At 64.6% G+C, this 16,218-nt stretch carries 14 protein-coding genes; 3 read left to right on the forward strand and 11 right to left on the reverse strand.

The window, feature by feature from the left end:
- Positions 1-92: 92 nt before the first annotated feature.
- Both BcanWU425_RS24585 and BcanWU425_RS24590 read left to right on the forward strand, forming a co-directional pair.
- Complete coding sequence (locus BcanWU425_RS24585) at positions 93-1,370, forward strand: beta-ketoacyl-ACP synthase (protein ID WP_018459333.1); 1,278 nt, start codon at positions 93-95, stop codon at positions 1,368-1,370.
- Positions 1,371-1,378: 8 nt separating this feature from the next.
- Complete coding sequence (locus tag BcanWU425_RS24590) at positions 1,379-2,311, forward strand: lipid A biosynthesis lauroyl acyltransferase (protein WP_204510907.1); 933 nt, start codon at positions 1,379-1,381, stop codon at positions 2,309-2,311.
- A 13-nt stretch (positions 2,312-2,324) separates the two neighbouring features.
- On the opposite strand, the gene BcanWU425_RS24595 is transcribed toward BcanWU425_RS24590, so the two are convergent.
- The 7 genes from BcanWU425_RS24595 to BcanWU425_RS24625 all read right to left on the reverse strand — a co-directional run bounded on the left by BcanWU425_RS24595 (position 2,325) and on the right by BcanWU425_RS24625 (position 10,987).
- Positions 2,325-3,431: a polyamine ABC transporter substrate-binding protein gene (locus tag BcanWU425_RS24595; protein ID WP_231188628.1), complete on the reverse strand. Its 1,107-nt coding sequence runs from the start codon at positions 3,429-3,431 to the stop codon at positions 2,325-2,327.
- A 4-nt stretch (positions 3,432-3,435) separates the two neighbouring features.
- Positions 3,436-4,614 (reverse strand): aminotransferase, encoded by a 1,179-nt coding sequence (locus tag BcanWU425_RS24600; protein WP_231188630.1) that lies wholly within the window; start codon positions 4,612-4,614, stop codon positions 3,436-3,438.
- 8 nt (positions 4,615-4,622) lie between these two features.
- Positions 4,623-4,949, reverse strand: coding sequence for a rhodanese-like domain-containing protein (locus tag BcanWU425_RS24605; protein WP_063996571.1), 327 nt, complete (start codon positions 4,947-4,949; stop codon positions 4,623-4,625).
- Between the two features lie 170 nt (positions 4,950-5,119).
- The gene (locus BcanWU425_RS24610) at positions 5,120-7,048 is read right to left on the reverse strand and encodes a potassium transporter Kup (RefSeq protein ID WP_204510904.1); all 1,929 of its coding nucleotides are present in this window, start codon (positions 7,046-7,048) and stop codon (positions 5,120-5,122) included.
- Positions 7,049-7,189: 141 nt separating this feature from the next.
- Positions 7,190-9,088: a potassium transporter Kup gene (locus tag BcanWU425_RS24615; protein ID WP_085385797.1), complete on the reverse strand. Its 1,899-nt coding sequence runs from the start codon at positions 9,086-9,088 to the stop codon at positions 7,190-7,192.
- Positions 9,089-9,359: 271 nt separating this feature from the next.
- Entirely contained in the window at positions 9,360-10,190 is an 831-nt protein-coding gene (locus BcanWU425_RS24620; protein WP_231188632.1) for a flagellar motor protein MotB, read from the reverse strand.
- 23 nt (positions 10,191-10,213) lie between these two features.
- On the reverse strand, positions 10,214-10,987 hold the full coding sequence (locus tag BcanWU425_RS24625; protein ID WP_018459340.1) for a motility protein A: 774 nt from the start codon (positions 10,985-10,987) through the stop codon (positions 10,214-10,216).
- A gap of 310 nt (positions 10,988-11,297) precedes the next feature.
- Here BcanWU425_RS24625 and BcanWU425_RS24630 point away from each other — a divergent pair, with 310 nt between their 5' ends.
- Positions 11,298-11,609 carry a hypothetical protein gene (locus tag BcanWU425_RS24630; protein ID WP_231188633.1) on the forward strand — a complete coding sequence of 104 codons (312 nt, stop codon included), beginning with the start codon at positions 11,298-11,300 and terminating at the stop codon, positions 11,607-11,609.
- Positions 11,610-11,627: 18 nt separating this feature from the next.
- Here the strand turns inward: BcanWU425_RS24630 and BcanWU425_RS24635 are convergent, their stop codons facing one another.
- From BcanWU425_RS24635 to BcanWU425_RS24650, 4 genes are all read right to left on the reverse strand, one after another.
- Positions 11,628-12,347, reverse strand: coding sequence for an RraA family protein (locus tag BcanWU425_RS24635; RefSeq protein WP_018459343.1), 720 nt, complete (start codon positions 12,345-12,347; stop codon positions 11,628-11,630).
- A gap of 152 nt (positions 12,348-12,499) precedes the next feature.
- Positions 12,500-13,381 (reverse strand): CDP-alcohol phosphatidyltransferase family protein, encoded by an 882-nt coding sequence (locus BcanWU425_RS24640; protein ID WP_018459344.1) that lies wholly within the window; start codon positions 13,379-13,381, stop codon positions 12,500-12,502.
- An 87-nt stretch (positions 13,382-13,468) separates the two neighbouring features.
- Entirely contained in the window at positions 13,469-14,167 is a 699-nt protein-coding gene (locus BcanWU425_RS24645; RefSeq protein WP_018459345.1) for a phosphatidylserine decarboxylase, read from the reverse strand.
- An 83-nt stretch (positions 14,168-14,250) separates the two neighbouring features.
- Positions 14,251-16,206: an ABCB family ABC transporter ATP-binding protein/permease gene (locus tag BcanWU425_RS24650; RefSeq protein ID WP_204510903.1), complete on the reverse strand. Its 1,956-nt coding sequence runs from the start codon at positions 16,204-16,206 to the stop codon at positions 14,251-14,253.
- Between the last annotated feature and the right edge of the window lie 12 nt (positions 16,207-16,218).

Consider the following 16,218-nt stretch of genomic DNA (forward strand, 5'->3'; position numbering starts at 1 on the left):
TACGCTTTGGCAGGTTATTGTTTGGGTATGATCTTCTCGGAAAACCGCGTCACGCTTTTTCGGATCATGCTCCAGCTCAAGCGGGGATCGACATGACTGCACCACGCGACAAACTCGGGCGTCCCGTCGTCGTCGTCACCGGCATGGGCATCATGACCTCGCTCGGCAACGGCAAGACCGACAATTGGGCGAAGCTCGTCGCCGGCGAATCCGGCATCCGCACCATCACGCGCTTTCCGGTCGACGGCCTCAAAACCACGATGGCCGGCACGGTGGATTTCGTCAGCGTCGATCCGTTCTCCTCCACCGGCCTGTCCGAACGGATGGCGGAACTGGTGACGCAGGAAGCGCTGGACCAGGCCGGGATCGGCACCAAGGCGGATTTCCCGGGTCCTCTCTTTCTTGCGGTCGCACCGGTCGAAGTCGAATGGCCGCAGCGCCGCGAACTCGGCCGCGCCGTCGGCAAACCCGACTTCAATTACGACGATCTGCTGCGCATCTCCGGTGGCGGCAAGTACAGCGCCTATCACCACCGCTTCATGTTCGGTTCGGTCGCGGCCTACCTCGCCGAGACCTTCGGCACCAAGGGCTCGCCGATCTCGTTGTCGACGGCCTGCGCTTCGGGCGCGACCTCGATTCAGCTCGGCGTCGAGGCGATCCGCCGCGGCGAGACCGATGCCGCGCTGTGCGTGGCGACCGACGGCACCGTGAATCCGGAGGCGCTGGTGCGCTTCTCGCTGCTCTCGGCGCTTTCGACCCAGAACGACCCGCCGCAGGCGGCCTCCCGTCCCTTCTCCAAGAACCGCGACGGTTTTGTCATGGCCGAAGGCGCCGGTGCGCTGGTGCTCGAAAGCTATGAAGCCGCCACCGCGCGCGGCGCAAAAATACTCGGCGTAATCGCCGGCTGCGGCGAGCTCACCGATTCCTTCCATCGCACCCGCTCCTCGCCCGACGGCAAGCCGATCATCGGCTGCATGAACAAGACGCTGGCCGATGCCGGCATGACGCCGGATCAGATCGACCACATCAACGCGCACGGCACCGCGACGCCCGAGAACGACAAGATGGAGTACAATACGACATCGGCCGTGTTCGGCGAGCTCGTCTCGAAGATTCCGGTCACCTCCAACAAGTCGATGGTCGGCCACACCATCTCGGCCGCGGGCGCGGTCGAGGCGATCTTCTCGCTGCTGACGCTGGAGCATCAGCGTATCCCGCCGACGATCAACTACGACAATCCGGATCCCACGATCCTGTTCGACGTCGTCGGCAACAAGGCACGCGATGCCCGCGTCACCGCGGTGATGTCGAACTCGTTCGGCTTCGGCGGCCAGAACGCCTCGCTGATCCTGACCCGCGAACCGGCCTGACCGGACGCATGGCGCTGCTTCCGGCGAGGACGAAGGCCCGCGCGCGGCAGACGGCAAAGTCGATCGGTGGAGGGCTGATCGGCGCTGCCACCGTCGGCATGTTGCGCACCACGCGTTATTTCGATCCAGCCAAGACCTCGGACTTTTTCGCACGCGTCACCAAACTGATCGGCCCGCGCCTGCGCGAGCACCGCATCGGCCGCGCCAATCTCACCGCGGCGTTTCCGGACAAGTCGCCCGAGGAAATCGAAGCCATCCTGATGGGCGTCTGGGACAATCTCGGTCGCGTCGGCGCCGAATTCGCCCATATGGACCAGGTCTGGGATTACGACCGCGATCATCCAGAAAACAGTCGGATCGAACTGCCCAGCCGCAGCATCGAGCTGTTCGATCAAATCCGCGACGACGGCAAGCCAGCGTTGATCTTCGCCGCACATTTGGCCAATTGGGAATTACCGGCGCTCGCCGCGGTCGCACACGGGCTCGATGCAGCGATCCTCTACCGCCGCCCGAATATCGCCTCCGCCGACCGCATCATCCAGGAGATGCGACAGGTCAACATGGGCACGCTGATCCCGGCGGGGCGCGACGCGCCGCTGCGGCTTGCCCAGGCGCTCAAGGACGGCAAGCACGTCGCGATGCTGATCGACCAGTATCTGACCGGCGGAGTCGAGGTCACCTTCTTCGGCCGCAAGACCCGCGCCAATCCGATGCTGGCGCGCCTGTTACGACAGGTCGAATGCCCGATCCACGGCGTCCGCGTCATCCGCCTGCCCGGCGGCCGCTTCACCGCCGAGATCACCGAAGAGGTCCACCCGGTGCGCGACGCCGACGGCAAGATCGACATCCAGGGCACCACGCAGGCGATCACGAGCGTGGTGGAAAACTGGGTGCGCGAGCATCCGGAGCAGTGGCTGTGGCTGCACCGCAGGTGGCGGTAGCGGACAGTAGTGCTTACCGCCCCGTCTTCACCCTGGTCCAAAGCCTATTGATGACCCGCTGGGTCGCGGGCTCACGCGCCGTGATGACGAACAGCTTTGCGAGCGTCGCCTCGTCCGGATAGATGTTCTTGTCGTTCAATATTTTCGGATCGACCAGTTTCTGGCTGGCGAGGTTGCCATTGGCGTAGGACAGGAAGTCCGTATTCCTGGCGGCCACGTCCGGACGGTAGAGATAGTTGATCAGCTCGTAGGCTTCGCTGACGTTCCTGGCATCCGCGGGGATCGCGAGATTATCGAAGAACATCTGCGCGCCCTCCTTCGGGATGGCGTAGCCGATCTCGATGCCGCTTTTGGCTTCGGCAGCGCGGGCGCGGGCCTGCATGATGTCGCCGGACCAGCCGACCACGAAGCAGATCTCGCCGGTGGCGAGCGCGCTCAGATATTCGGACGAATGAAACTTGCGCACGGAGGGCCGCACCTTGGTGACGACATCGGCGGCCTTTTCGAGGTCGGCCTGCTTGGTCGAGTTCGGATCGAGCCCGAGATAGTTCAACGCCGCCGGAAAGATGTCGTCGGCGGAATCCAGCATGTGGACGCCGCAGTCTTTGAATTTCGCGAGGTTCTCCGGCTTGAACACGATGTCCCAGCTGTCAATCTTGGCATCCGCTCCGAGAATCTGCTTCAGCTTGGCGACATTGTAGCCGATGCCGGTCGTGCCCCACATGTAATTGGCGGCGTAGACGTTGCCGGGGTCGTAGATCGCGAGACGTTCGGTCACCACCGGCCAGGCATTGGCCAGGTTCGGCAGCTTCGACTTGTCGAGCTTCTGGAAGATGTTGGCCTTGATCTGGCGCTGGAGGAAATAGGCGGTGGGCACCACGACGTCATAGCCGGATTTGCCGGCCATCAGGCGCGTCTCCAGCGTCTCGTTGGCGTCAAACGTGTCGTAGACCACCCTGATGCCCCTCTCCCTGGTGAAGGCCTGGAGGACGTCGGGCGCCACGTAGTTCGACCAATTGTAGAAGTTGACGACCCGCTCCTCGGCCACGGCAGGAGCGGAGAGCAACGTCAGCGCGGCGGCGATCGCAAGGCCAAAACCACAGCGGCTGACGTTGGTCATCTCCCTACCTCTTGCGCCCGCGCACCGCGTCCGACAGTCGCTCCAGTGCGGTGTCGAGCGTCTCGTCCTTCTTGGCAAAGCAGAAGCGCACCACCGAGGTCACAGGGTCCTGCTCGTAGAAGGCCGAGACCGGGATAGCCGCGACCTTGTAGTCCTTCACGATCCGCCAGCAGAACTCGGTGTCGCTCTCGTTCAGCCCGAGCGGGGACAGGTCGACGGTGAGGAAGTAGGTGCCCTGCGACTTCAGCACGGGGAAGCCGAGGCTCTCCAGGCCCTTGGCGAGGCGGTCCCTGCTCCGCGTCAGGTCCTTGCGCATCGACAGGAAATACTCGTCGGGCTTGCCGAGGCCGTAGGCGACGGCGGCCTGGAGGTTCGGCGCGGTGGTGAAGGTCAGGAACTGGTGCACCTTGGCGGCAACGCGCAGCAACGGCGGCGCGGCGCACACGAAGCCGATCTTCCAGCCTGTCAACGAGAAGATCTTGCCGGCCGAGCCGATCTTGATGGTGCGGTCGCGCATGCCGGGGATGGTGATCAGCGGGATGTGCTTGTGCTCGTCGAAAGTGACGTGCTCCCAGACCTCGTCGCAGATCGCGATGACGTCGAACTCCTGGCAGTAGCGCGCCAGCAGCTCGAGGTCCTCCCGCGGAAACACCACCGCGGACGGATTCAGGGGGTTGTTGAAAAGCACCGCCTTGGTCTTTGAATTGAAGACACTTTTCAGCATGTCCTCATTCAGCCGCCAATGCGGCGGCTCGAGCCGGACCAGGCGCGGAATGCCGCCGGCCTGGCGGATAATCGGCAGATAGGAATCGTACACCGGCTGGAAGCACACCACCTCGTCACCGGGCTGGACCACGGCGAGGATGGCCGAGGTCAGGGCCTCGGTGCCGCCGGAGGTCACCATCACCTCGCTCATCGGATCGAGCTCGAGGCCGTGCCAGTGGCCGTAATGGGTCGCGATCGCCTGACGGAGTTCCGGCAGGCCCATCATCGACGGGTACTGGTTGTAGCCGTTCAGCGAGGCCTCGGCCGCGGCGCGGCGGATGTCCTCGGGCCCGGGATCGTCGGGAAAGCCCTGCCCAAGATTGATGGCGGCATTGTCGCGCGCAGCCTGCGACATCGCCTCGAAGATGGTGACGGGAAGGTCTGCGAAGACCTTGTTGAGGGACGAGCTCTTGGACATCGGCGGGGTCAGCCGCCGACCTTGCTGGGAAGACCCGCCGCCTTCCAGCCCAGCATGCCGCCGGCCAGATGTTTGTCGTAAGGCAGGCCCGCGGCCTGCGCCGCCAGTGAGGCCGTCACCGAACGCTTGCCCGAGCGGCAGGCGAACACGACCTCCTTACCCTCCGGATCGGGGATCGCTTTGGGATCGAAGGTCGAGAGCGGCACGACCACGCCGTAGGGATAAGCCTCGGCCTCGACCTCGTTCGGCTCGCGCACGTCGACGAGGAGATAGCGCCCTTCCGCAACACCCTTGGAGACCTCGTCCGGGGTCAGATCCTGTACTTGATTTGCCACATCATCCTCCAACGTCGCGGGCCGCTGCCGGGGCGATCCCGGCGGCCGGCAACCTCGCCTCTCGGCCCGCGAAAATCAAGCGCTACAAAGGCTTGAGCTGCCTTGCGCAAGTTAAAGCTAAATCGCAGCGACTTGAAGCGCGACCTTCCAACGGAGGATCAGATCGTCACTTAGATGGTCACCTGGGTGCCGACCTCGACGACGCGGCCGGAGGGGATCTGGAAATAGTCGGTGGCGTCGTTGGCGGAACGGCTGAGCGAGATGAACAGCCGGTCCTGCCAGCGCGGCATGCCGGAATGGGCGGCCGGCTTGAGCGCCCTCCGCGACAGGAAGAACGAGGTCGACATGATGTCGAACTGCCAGCCGAGCTTGCGGGCGATCGCCAGCGCCTTCGGCACGTTGGGCGATTCCATGAAGCCGAACTTCAGCGTCACCTTGGAGAAGGTCGGCGAGATCTGTTCCAGCTTCACCCGCTCGGCCGGATCGATGCGCGGGGTCTGCGCGGTCTCGATGGTGAGAATGACGTTCTTCTCGTGCAGCACCTTGTAGTGCTTCAGACTATGCATCAGCGCGGTCGGCGCGCTCAGGGGGTCGCTGGTCAGGAACACGGCGGTCCCGGGCACGCGCTGCGGCGGCCGCTTCTCCAGCATGGCCACCAGGTCGGCGAGCGGGAATTCGAGCTTGCGCGACTTCTCGAACAGCAGCCGGCTGCCGCGCCGCCACGTGTACATCAGGATGATCATGAGCGCGCCGAGCGCCAGCGGCACCCAGCCGCCCTCGAACACCTTGAGCAGATTGGCGGCCAGGAAGGTGAGGTCGAGAAACAAGAACGGCGCGATCAGGGCGGCAGCCGTGAACGGCGACCACCGCCATACCTTCCAGATCACCACGAAGCCCATCATCGCCGTAACCACCATGGTCCCGGTGACGGAGATGCCGTAGGCCGAGGCCAGCGCGCTGGAGGAGCGGAATAAGAGCACCAGCAGGACCACTGCGACGAGCAGGAGCTGGTTGATGCGCGGGATGAAGATCTGGCCGGAATGGGCTTCGGACGTATGGCGAATTTCAAACCGCGGCAACAGACCGAGCTGGATCGCCTGACGCGTCAGCGAATAGGCACCGGTGATGACCGCCTGGCTCGCGATAACCGTTGCGGCGGTGGCCAGCACCACCATGCAGCCGCGGAAAAAACCTTGCGGAAAGAGCTGGAAGAACGGGCTCACGATCGCGCCGGGGTCGCCGAGCACGAGGGCGCCCTGCCCCAGATAGTTCAATGCCAGCGACGGCACCACGATGAACAGCCAGGCGGTCTGGATCGGCCGCTTGCCGAAATGGCCGAGGTCGGCATAGAGCGCCTCGGCACCGGTGACCGCCAGGAACACCGCGCCGAGCGTCACGAAGCCGATGATGCCGTGGTGAATCATGAAGGACACGGCGTAGAGCGGGTTCAGCGCGAACAGCACCTGCGGCTGCTGGATGATCGGGTGGATCGCCGCGATCGCGATCACCGCGAACCAGACGCACATGATCGGGCCGAAGAAGGCGGCGACGCGAGCGGTGCCACGGGACTGCACGGCAAACAGACCGACCAGGATGATCACGGTCAGCGGCACGATGTAGGGCTCGAAGTGCAGGGTGACGTCCTTCATGCCTTCGAGCGCCGACAGCACCGAGAGCGCCGGCGTGATCACGGCGTCGCCGTAGAACAGGGCTCCGGAAATGATGCCGAGCAGGACGATGGTTGTTCCGCGGGTGCCGACTGCGCGCTGGGCCAGCGCCATCAGCGCCAACGTGCCGCCCTCGCCGTTGTTGTCGGCACGGAGCAGGATCACGACGTATTTGAGCGTCACAACGACGATGAGCGCCCACAGGATCAGGGAGAGCACGCCGAGCACGGCCGCCGGCGTCGGCACCCCCTCCGCGCCAGAAGCCGCCATCACCGCCTCGCGGAACGCGTAGAGCGGGCTGGTGCCGATGTCACCGTAGACCACGCCGATGCTGCCGAGTGTCAGCGCACCGAAGCCGGCAGTGGTGTGGGCATCGCCATGCCCATTGGCCGCCGCCGTTTCCGGGGCGGAAATCGCGATATCACTTGTCATGGGAGAGCCTGGTGGCCTCTAAAAATGCTTCACTGCACAACGGCAGAAGGGCGCGGGGCTTATAGGCCTGCGCTGCCGGCATAGCCTAGCCAGATTTTGGACCTTAGCCATGCACATTTGCATGGCTTGGCCGGATGCCGTTTAGATGGTGACCTGGGTTCCGACTTCAACCACGCGTCCGGTGGGAATCTGGAAATAGTCGGTGGCGTCGTTGGCGGACCGGCTCAGCGCGATGAACAAATGGTCCTGCCAAAGCGGCATGCCGGACTGCGCCGACGCCTTCAGCGAGCGCCGCGACACGAAGAATGAGGTCGACATGATGTCGAATTGCCAGCCCTGCTTGCGCGCGATCGCGAGTGCCTTGGGCACGTTCGGCTGCTCCATGTAGCCGAAGCGCAGGCGGACCTTGAAGAACTTGTCGCTGATCCTCTCCATCCGGAACCGCTCCGACAGATCGACCCGCGGCGTATGCGCGGTCTCGATGGTCAGGACCACGTTGTGCTCGTGTAGCACCTTGTTGTGCTTGAGATTGTGCAGCAGCGCGGTCGGCACGAAGGAGGGATCGCTGGTCAGGAACACCGCGGTGCCCTTGACGATGTGCGGCGGCCGCTTTTCCAGGCTCCGGATCAGATCGTCCAGCGGCACCTCGATGCGGCGCGTTTTCTGGATCAGGATCCCCGACCCTCGCCGCCAGGTCCAGATTGTCCCGGCCATGATCACGCCGAACAGCAGCGGCACCCAGGCGCCTTCGAGCAGCTTCAGAAGATTCGCGCTGAAGAAGCTGATGTCGACCACGACGAAGGGCAGGATCACCGCTGCGGCCGTCGCCGCGCGCCAGTTCCACAATTTCCAGATCACGATGAAGCCCATGATGCCGTCAGCAACCATGGTGGTGGAGACCGCAATACCGTAGGCCGAAGCCAGATTGCTGGGGGTGTGGAACAACAGCACCAGCAGCATCACACCGATCAGCAGCAGCCGGTTTACACGCGGCAGATAGATCTGGCCGGCATGAGTTTCCGAGGTGAAGCGCACCTCGAAGCGCGGCAGGAGGCCGAGCTGCACTGCCTGATAGACCAGGGAATAGGCCCCCGTGATTACCGCCTGGCTCGCGATCACGGTCGCCGCGGTCGCAAGTCCGACCAGCGGCAGCACGAAATGCTCGGGCACCATGCGATAGAAGGAGTGTTCGATCGCGCTCGGATCCGACAGCACCAGTGCGCCCTGCCCGAAATAGTTGATCAGGAGCGCAGGCAGCACGAAGAACATCCAGGCCGACTGGATCGGCTTGCGGCCGAAATGGCCGAGGTCTGCGTAGAGCGCCTCGCCGCCGGTCACCGCGAGGAACACCGCGCCCAGTGTCACCAGGCCGATCGTGCCGTGCGACAGCAGGAATTGCAGGGCGTAATAGGGATTGATCGCTGCCAGCACCGACGGATCGTCGGCGATGTGAACGGCACCCAGCACGGCAAGAACGGTGAACCAGACGACCATCACCGGCCCGAAGGCTGAGGCGACCAGTGCCGTCCCCTTGCTCTGGACCGCGAACAGCAGCGTCAGGATGAGAACGGTCAGGGGAACGACATAGTGCTCGAAGGCGGGCGTTGCGAGCTTCAGACCCTCGACCGCCGACAACACCGAGATCGCCGGCGTGATCATGGAATCGCCGATAAACATGGAGGCGCCGACGACGCCGAGCGCCATCAGGAACCAGCTCCGCCGCCCGAGCGCGCGCTGGCCGAGCGCCATGAGGGAAAGCGTGCCGCCCTCCCCGTTGTTGTCGGCGCGCAGCAGCAGCAGCACGTATTTGGCGGTGACGACGATCAGCAGCGCCCAAAGGATCAGCGAGAGCACGCCGAGCACCATGACCCGCGAGACCGGCTGGCCATGGGCCGCGCCCCTGACGGCCTCGTGGAATGCGTAGAGCGGCGACGTGCCGATGTCGCCGAAGACGACGCCGATGCTCCCGAGCGTCAGGCCCCAGAAACCCGAGGTGACCGGCCCGTCCGGAGCTTCGGTCGATGTGATGCTCGCCGTCATATGAAACTGGAACGCTTCTGCCCGAGAATTGATCCGGCGCCTTTTGACGGTTCCGGCGCCCCTGTCAATCGGCACATCACCATAGCAGGCACCGGGCCAGATGCTGTGACGGCGCAGCAACGGTCGTTGCCCACGCGACGACATGCCTCAGGTAAGATGGTGGCACAAGAGCCCTGAGCCTTCAGTCCCCGATTGAAGGGGAATTGGCTCTACATCCTTGTTTTGTCGCGCTTCTTCGCGCGAAACAGGGTCCACTTCGCTCGAATGCGCCCTACGGCTTCAGATTCGGCGGCAGCGGCGGATCTTCGCGCATCAGGGTGATGGTCACCCGCCGGTTGGCCGCGAGCGAGGGATCGTCCGGAAACAGCGGCTGGGTATCCGCCTTGCCGGCGACGGCGAAGACATGGGCGGCCGGCAGGCCCTCGCGTTCGAGGATCTGACGCACGGCATTGGCGCGGTCGGCCGACAGATCGAAGGCGCCGTAGTCGCTGCGGGTCGGCACGAATCCAGCCGCGGTGTGGCCGGCGATGGAGACGCGCAGCGGCGTCGCCTTGAGCGGGACAGCGAGCTTCTCGATCAGGCGGCGGGTGCGGTCATAGGGGACTTTGGAGCCGTCGGCGAACATCGAGCGACCGTCCTGGTCCACGATCTCGAGGTTGAGGCCCTGCTTGATCTCCTCGAACATGATGTGCTTCGACATCTCGGTCAATTCCGGCATGTCCTGCAACGCTTGGCGCAGCGAGGCCGCCGCCAGCGCAAAATTGCGGTCGACCTTGATCTTCGCGCCCGACGTGCGGTCACGATCCTCCTGGTCCGGCGTCGGCGTGTTGGAGGAGTCCTCGGGCTGAATGTGATCGACGTTCTTCAGCCGAGGGCGGGTCGGCAGCCCGTCGGACTCGACGATGCCGGAATAGCGCGCTTCGGTCTGGACACCGAAGGCGTCGCGCATGGAGCCTGCGACGACCTTCAGCTTGTTGGCATCCTGGGTCGAGAACGCGACGAGCATCACGAAGAAGCTCATCATCAGGCCCATCAGATCGGCGAAGGTCACGAACCAGCCGTGACCGCCTCCGTGTGAATCGCCGCGCTTCTTCTTGGCCATATCTCAAATCCCGGCGCGCGGCCTCAGGCCGGCACCGGCTCGCCTTCAGCGTGGCGGTGCTTCTCGGGCAGATAGGCCAGCAGCATTTCGCGGACCAACGTGGGGCTCTTGGAGTCGCGGATCATCAGGATGCCGTCGATGATCAGCGTGCGGTTGGTCTCTTCGTCCAGGAGCTTTCCATGCAGCTTGTCGGCGATCGGGGTACAAAACAGGTTGGCGACCAGCGCGCCGTAGAGAGTCGCGAGCAGCGCGGTCGCCATGAACGGGCCGAGCTTTGACGGGTCGGTCATGTTGGCGAACATCTGCACCATGCCGATCAGCGTGCCGACCATGCCGAAGGCCGGGGCGCAGTCGCCGATGGCGCGGTAGATCTTGCTGCCTTCATCCAGATGCATCAAAAAATTATCGCGGTCGCGCTCGAGATTGTCGCGAATGAAGTCCAGGTCGTAGCCGTCGGCGACGTAGCGGATGCCCTTGGCGAGGAACGGCTCGTCGGTCTCGACCTTTTCCAAACCCACGGGCCCTTGCTTGCGGGCGATCTCGGCGATGCGGGCGAGTTCGTCGACCAGATCGTGCGCCGACAGACGGCTCATAGTGAAGGCAAACTTGGCGCCGAGCGGTAGGCCGTGGATCAGCGTCGAGAGCGGAAAGCGGATCATGGTCGCGGCCGTCGAGCCGCCGAAGATGATGATCATCGCATGCTCGGAAACGAACATGTGGAGATCGCCGCCCAGCAGCATCATCGTCGCGATGACGACAATGCCCGCCACGAGCCCGATGCTCGTCATGATATCCATGGGAGACTCCAACGCGAACGCAACAACGGCCGTCCTGGCCGATGGCGCGGCCCAACCCCGAACCGCATCGGAAACCCTAGTGAGCCGCGATTAAAGACGCGTAAAGGTTAAGTTGAGCCGGCGCGCCTGGCGGCCGCAGCGCGCTGAAAGGCGCCGGCTTTTGCCGACTGCCGACACGGATCTCAACATTTTGCTAACCATACGGTGTCGCGCGCACCCGTCACCCGTGCACGCGATCCCTTCGGCTGCGGCCCTGCGCCACATCGGGGGCGACCGATCAATTGGTATTCTGGATCCGGGCCGGCACCTCATGGCGGAAGGCATCGCAATGGTGACGCTGTTCAGTCTTCTCACCGCGCTTCCCGCAGTGCTGGCGCTCCACATGCTCGAACCCGGGCTCGTCCTGCCGGCGTTCAGCGTGCTGCTCTTTGCCGAGGCGGCCCTCGCCGTGATCGTAGCGCACCTGATCCACATGCCGGACAATGCGGAAGATATCACCCTGTGGGATTTTGCCGGCGGCTTCACCTTGATCGGATGCGCTGCCGCGGTGCTCGGCGAGCCGGATCAGGCCGCCTTGTTCCTGACGGAACAGGGCAGCCTGCGAGCGGCGTCGCAACCGTAGATCATCGCGGTCCCGCCGTTAGTGAATCTCCGCCGAGCGCTTCAGCGCAGCCTTCAACTTCTCCAACGAGAAGTCGGGGCTGCGGGCGATCTCGAGGATCGGCGTCTCGCGGCGGCCACAGAGTTCGGCGGCCTCGGGCAGCTTTGCGGCAATATCGTGCGGAATTACGACGGCGCCGTGCTGGTCGGCATGGATCAGATCGTCCGACTTCACGGTCATGCCGGCGACGCGCACTTCGCCGCCAAAGCTCTCGGCATGCACCCACGCATGCGACGGGCCGATCGAGCCGGCCAGCGCCTGGAAGCCCGGCGCCCATTGCGGAATGTCGCGGATCGAACCGTCGGTGATGACGCCGAGGCAGCCGAGCGCCTTGTGCACGTTGCTCTGCACCTCGCCCCAAAACGCACCGTAGCCGACGTCGGGACCGTCGATGTCCTGGATCACCGAGATGCGCGGACCGTGGCCGGTACCGACATATTCGTAATATGCGATGCGGCGCTTGGACTGCTCTTCCGGCGGTAGTGAATTTTTCAGCACCGAGCGGATCGCGACCGTGCGGGCATAGCCGACGATCGGGGGCAGATCGGGAAATGGGCAGACCAGTGGTTTGGTGGTGTAGCCGATCAGCCGGCGCTCGGGCGCCACGATCTCCATGGCATTGCAGATCGTCGGCGTGTCATAGCGGCCCAGCGCTTCGAGGACGGAAGCGGGCAGCGGCCCGGTCGCAGTATTCGTCACAGCGTTCTCTCCCAGATTGGCGGCCGCTGTTGGTGCGGTGCCGCCTGCACCGGGCGATATAGCCGAGATCGGGCCTCAACCCAACTCAGGGCGCCTCATGGCAGATATCCAAGTCTCGCTGTTCAGTGCCTTGGCTGCTTGGCGCTTGCCGTTCAGTGCAGCCGGTCGGGCCGGTCGTCTTCGCGCGGCGGCTCCGACAGGTTTGCCAGCGTCGGCGCCGAAGGCGGCGAGGAGACCTCGCCTCCAGCCGGCGCGGTGGCTTCCATCGCGCGCGCCTGGTCGCGATAGGATTTGTAGCCGAGCGGCAAAGCGAGCAGATACAGCACCGTTCCGATGGACAGCACGTGCCAGGGATAGGCGATCAGGATCGCGATGAACACGACCACCGCGACGAACGCCGGCAGCACCAGCTCGGGCGGCACGCGCATGCGCTTGGTCTTGCCGGAGAACACCGGCAGGCGCGACACCATCAGGAAGGCGATCAGCAGCGTATACGCAGCCGTCACCGCCGCAGGCAGCCGGCCGAGATCGAGGAACGCGACATAGATCGGCAGCAGCACCGTGATCGCGCCGGCCGGCGCCGGCACGCCGGTGAAGAAGTTGGCGGCAAAGGCCGGCTTGTTGGGATCGTCCATGGTGGCATTAAAGCGCGCCAGGCGGAGGCCACCGGAGATCGCAAACACCATGGCGGCGATCCAGCCGGCATTGCCGAGCTCGTGCAGCTGCCAGAAATACAGCATCAGGCCGGGCGCCACGCCGAAATTGACGAAGTCGGCGAGGCTGTCGAGCTCGGCGCCGAACTTGGACTGCCCCTTGATCATGCGCGCGATGCGGCCGTCGATGCCGTCGAGTGCCGCCGCGAACACGATGGCGTAGACCGCGAGCGACATCCGCCCCTCGATCGAGAGCCGGATCGAGGTCAGGCCGGCGCAGATCGCCAGCAGCGTGATGACGTTGGGCACCAGCATGCGCACCGGGATCGGGCGGAACCGCCGGCGGCGCACATCAGGATCTTTGAAGTCATAAGGCGTCATGGCTCGTCCTCACCTTGGGGCGAGATATAGCAAGCCGCGTTCCCCTCCGCCATTGCGGCGGAAGGCCCCTCAGGACCGACTTATTGGTTAATTGGCACGGTAGGCGCGGCTCGGGTCGTCTCCGGCAAGATCCGCCAGAATCGTCTCGCCGGCGATCGCGGTCTGGCCTTCCGAGACCAGCGCCTTCGTGCCCAGCGGCAGATAGACGTCGAGCCGCGAGCCGAATCGGATCAGACCGAAGCGCTCACCGGCGCCGATTGCCTGCCCCTCTTTGACGAAGCAGACGATGCGCTTGGCGACCAGACCCGCGATCTGGATCACGCCGATCCGCGCCGTCGGCGTCGTGATCACCAGCGAGTTGCGCTCATTGTCCTCGCTCGCCTTGTCCAGCTCGGCATTGATGAACAGGCCGGGCCGGTAGGCGATACGGTCCACCCGGCCCGCGATCGGGCTGCGGTTCACATGGCAGTTGAACACACTCATGAACACCGAGACGCGCGGCAGCGGCCGATCGCCGAGGCCGAGCTCGGCCGGCGGCAGCGCCATAGTGATCATCGAGACGCGGCCGTCGGCGGGCGACACCACGAGCCCCTCGCGCACGGGGGTCACGCGCACGGGGTCGCGGAAGAACAGCGCGCACCATACGGTCAGGATGGTGCCGATCCACCCCAACGGCGACCACAGCCAGAACAGGAGGAGGCTTGCCAGCGCAAAGCCGCCGATGAAGGGATATCCCTCCTTGTGGATCGGCGGGATCTGACGCTGGATCGAATCGAGAATGGACATCGCTATCTGCCGCTCAGGGTTGATGGCGCAGGTCGTCCCGCGCGGTGGTGTTGTTTAGGCCAGAGTTGGGACCGGAGACAAGGTCACTCCGCCGCCGCAGGCGCCGTCAGGACATCGGCGACCGGCGGTGGCTCCCGGTTGGGCGCCTCGCCGGAATCGGCCATCCTCGCCAGTTTCTCGCGCGCCGCCTCGGCCTCGCGCTGCCTGTTCCACATGCTGGCGTAAAGTCCCCCCTCCCCAAGCAGTTTCGCGTGGGTGCCGCGCTCGGCGATGCGGCCCTGGTCCAGCACGATGATCTCGTCGGCGCCGACGATGGTCGAGAGCCGATGGGCGATCACCAGCGAAGTGCGGTTCTTCGCCACGCGCTCGAGCGCACCCTGGATTTCGTGCTCAGTGTGGGTGTCAAGCGCGGAGGTCGCCTCGTCCAGCACCAGGATCGGCGGCGCCTTCAACACGGTGCGCGCGATCGCAACCCGTTGTTTTTCGCCGCCGGACAGTTTCAGGCCGCGCTCGCCGACCTGGGTCTCGTAGCCTTTCGGCGCCATGCGGATGAAATGATCGATCTGCGCCAGCTGCGCTGCCTGCTCGACCTCGGCATCGCTGGCGTCCCAACGCCCGTAGCGGATGTTGTAGCGGATGGTGTCGTTGAACAGCACGGTGTCCTGCGGCACCATGCCGATGGACGCGCGCAAGCTCGCCTGCGTGACTTCGCGAATGTCCTGGCCGTCGATCAGGATCTTGCCGCCCGAGATGTCGTAGAGGCGAAACAGAAGCCGCGAGATGGTCGACTTGCCCGCACCTGACGGGCCGACGATCGCGACCGTCTTGCCGGCCGGCACCTCGAAGCTGATGCCCATGAGGATCGGACGGGACGGCTCATAGGCAAAGCGCACATCCTCGAAACGCACATTGCCCGCGGAGACCACCAGTGGCTTCGCGCCCGGCGCATCCTTGATCTCAGCCTCGCGCCCCAGCACGTTGAACATCTTCTCGATGTCGATGATCGCCTGCTTGATCTCGCGATAAACCATGCCCATGAAGTTCAAGGGCTGGTAGAGCTGGATCATCATCGCGTTGACCAGCACGAAATCGCCGACCGTGTTGGTGCCGTTGCGCACGCCGATCGCGCACATCAGCATGGTCGCGGTCAGCCCCAGCGTGAAGATCACGGCCTGCCCGGTGTTGAGCACGGCCAGCGAAGTATAGGCCTGGACGCTCGACTCCTCGTAACGCGCGACCGACCGGTCGTAGCGCTGTGACTCACGGGCCTCGGCGCTGAAATATTTGACCGTCTCGTAGTTGAGCAGCGAGTCGATCGCCTTGGTGTTCGCCTCGGTGTCGGCATCGTTCATCTTGCGGCGGATGCCGATCCGCCACTCGGTCGCGATGTAGGTGTAGTACATGTAGACCGCGACAGTGACGAGGGTCGCAAGCACGTAGCGCCAATCGAACTGCCACAGCAGCACGGCCATCAGCAGCGAGACCTCGACGATGGTCGGGATCAGCTGCAGGATCACCATGCGCACGATGACCTCGATGCCCTCGCGGCCGCGCTCGAGCACGCGCGTCAGGCCGCCGGTCTTGCGCTCCAGGTGGAAGCGCAGTGACAACTCGTGCATGTGGATGAAAGTGATGGTGGCGAGCTTGCGCACCGCGTGCATGGCAACGCGCGCGAAAATGCCGTCGCGCCATTGCGTCAGCACCGCCATCACGATGCGCATCACGCCGTAGCTGGCGGTCAGCAGCAGCGGCGAGGCGATCACCCAGAGGTGCCAATTGTCGGCCTGAACTGGCGCACTGTTGGCGCCGGTCAGCGCGTCGGTCGCCCATTTGAAGCTGAAAGGAACCGTCAGCGTGATCAGCTTGGCGGCGAGCAGCAGCACCATCGACCAGACCACGCGCATCTTCAGGTCGAAACGGTCGCCCGGCCAGATATAGGGCCACAGATGCGCCAGCGTGCCCATCAGCGTGGCCCGCTCCAGCGGCCCCCCGGCGGGATCAGGAACGTTGGCGCCGGCGGGCGATTGAGCTTGGTCCATCAAGAAGCCTGA

This window comes from Bradyrhizobium sp. WU425 (assembly GCF_021052305.1).
GTDB classification, from domain to species: Bacteria; Pseudomonadota; Alphaproteobacteria; order Rhizobiales; family Xanthobacteraceae; genus Bradyrhizobium; species Bradyrhizobium canariense_D.

What these genes read in the sequence shown, in the direction of transcription:
- BcanWU425_RS24595 (WP_231188628.1), bottom strand. Translation starts at nt 3,431, where the DNA reads ATGACCAACGTCAGCCGCTGTGGTTTTGGCCTTGCGATCGCCGCCGCG.
- BcanWU425_RS24625 (WP_018459340.1), bottom strand. Translation starts at nt 10,987, where the DNA reads ATGGATATCATGACGAGCATCGGGCTCGTGGCGGGCATTGTCGTCATC.
- BcanWU425_RS24640 (WP_018459344.1), bottom strand. Translation starts at nt 13,381, where the DNA reads ATGACGCCTTATGACTTCAAAGATCCTGATGTGCGCCGCCGGCGGTTC.
- BcanWU425_RS24585 (WP_018459333.1), top strand. Translation starts at nt 93, where the DNA reads ATGACTGCACCACGCGACAAACTCGGGCGTCCCGTCGTCGTCGTCACC.
- BcanWU425_RS24645 (WP_018459345.1), bottom strand. Translation starts at nt 14,167, where the DNA reads ATGTCCATTCTCGATTCGATCCAGCGTCAGATCCCGCCGATCCACAAG.
- BcanWU425_RS24630 (WP_231188633.1), top strand. Translation starts at nt 11,298, where the DNA reads ATGGCGGAAGGCATCGCAATGGTGACGCTGTTCAGTCTTCTCACCGCG.
- BcanWU425_RS24610 (WP_204510904.1), bottom strand. Translation starts at nt 7,048, where the DNA reads ATGACAAGTGATATCGCGATTTCCGCCCCGGAAACGGCGGCGGCCAAT.
- BcanWU425_RS24590 (WP_204510907.1), top strand. Translation starts at nt 1,379, where the DNA reads ATGGCGCTGCTTCCGGCGAGGACGAAGGCCCGCGCGCGGCAGACGGCA.
- BcanWU425_RS24650 (WP_204510903.1), bottom strand. Translation starts at nt 16,206, where the DNA reads ATGGACCAAGCTCAATCGCCCGCCGGCGCCAACGTTCCTGATCCCGCC.
- BcanWU425_RS24620 (WP_231188632.1), bottom strand. Translation starts at nt 10,190, where the DNA reads ATGGCCAAGAAGAAGCGCGGCGATTCACACGGAGGCGGTCACGGCTGG.
- BcanWU425_RS24615 (WP_085385797.1), bottom strand. Translation starts at nt 9,088, where the DNA reads ATGACGGCGAGCATCACATCGACCGAAGCTCCGGACGGGCCGGTCACC.
- BcanWU425_RS24600 (WP_231188630.1), bottom strand. Translation starts at nt 4,614, where the DNA reads ATGTCCAAGAGCTCGTCCCTCAACAAGGTCTTCGCAGACCTTCCCGTC.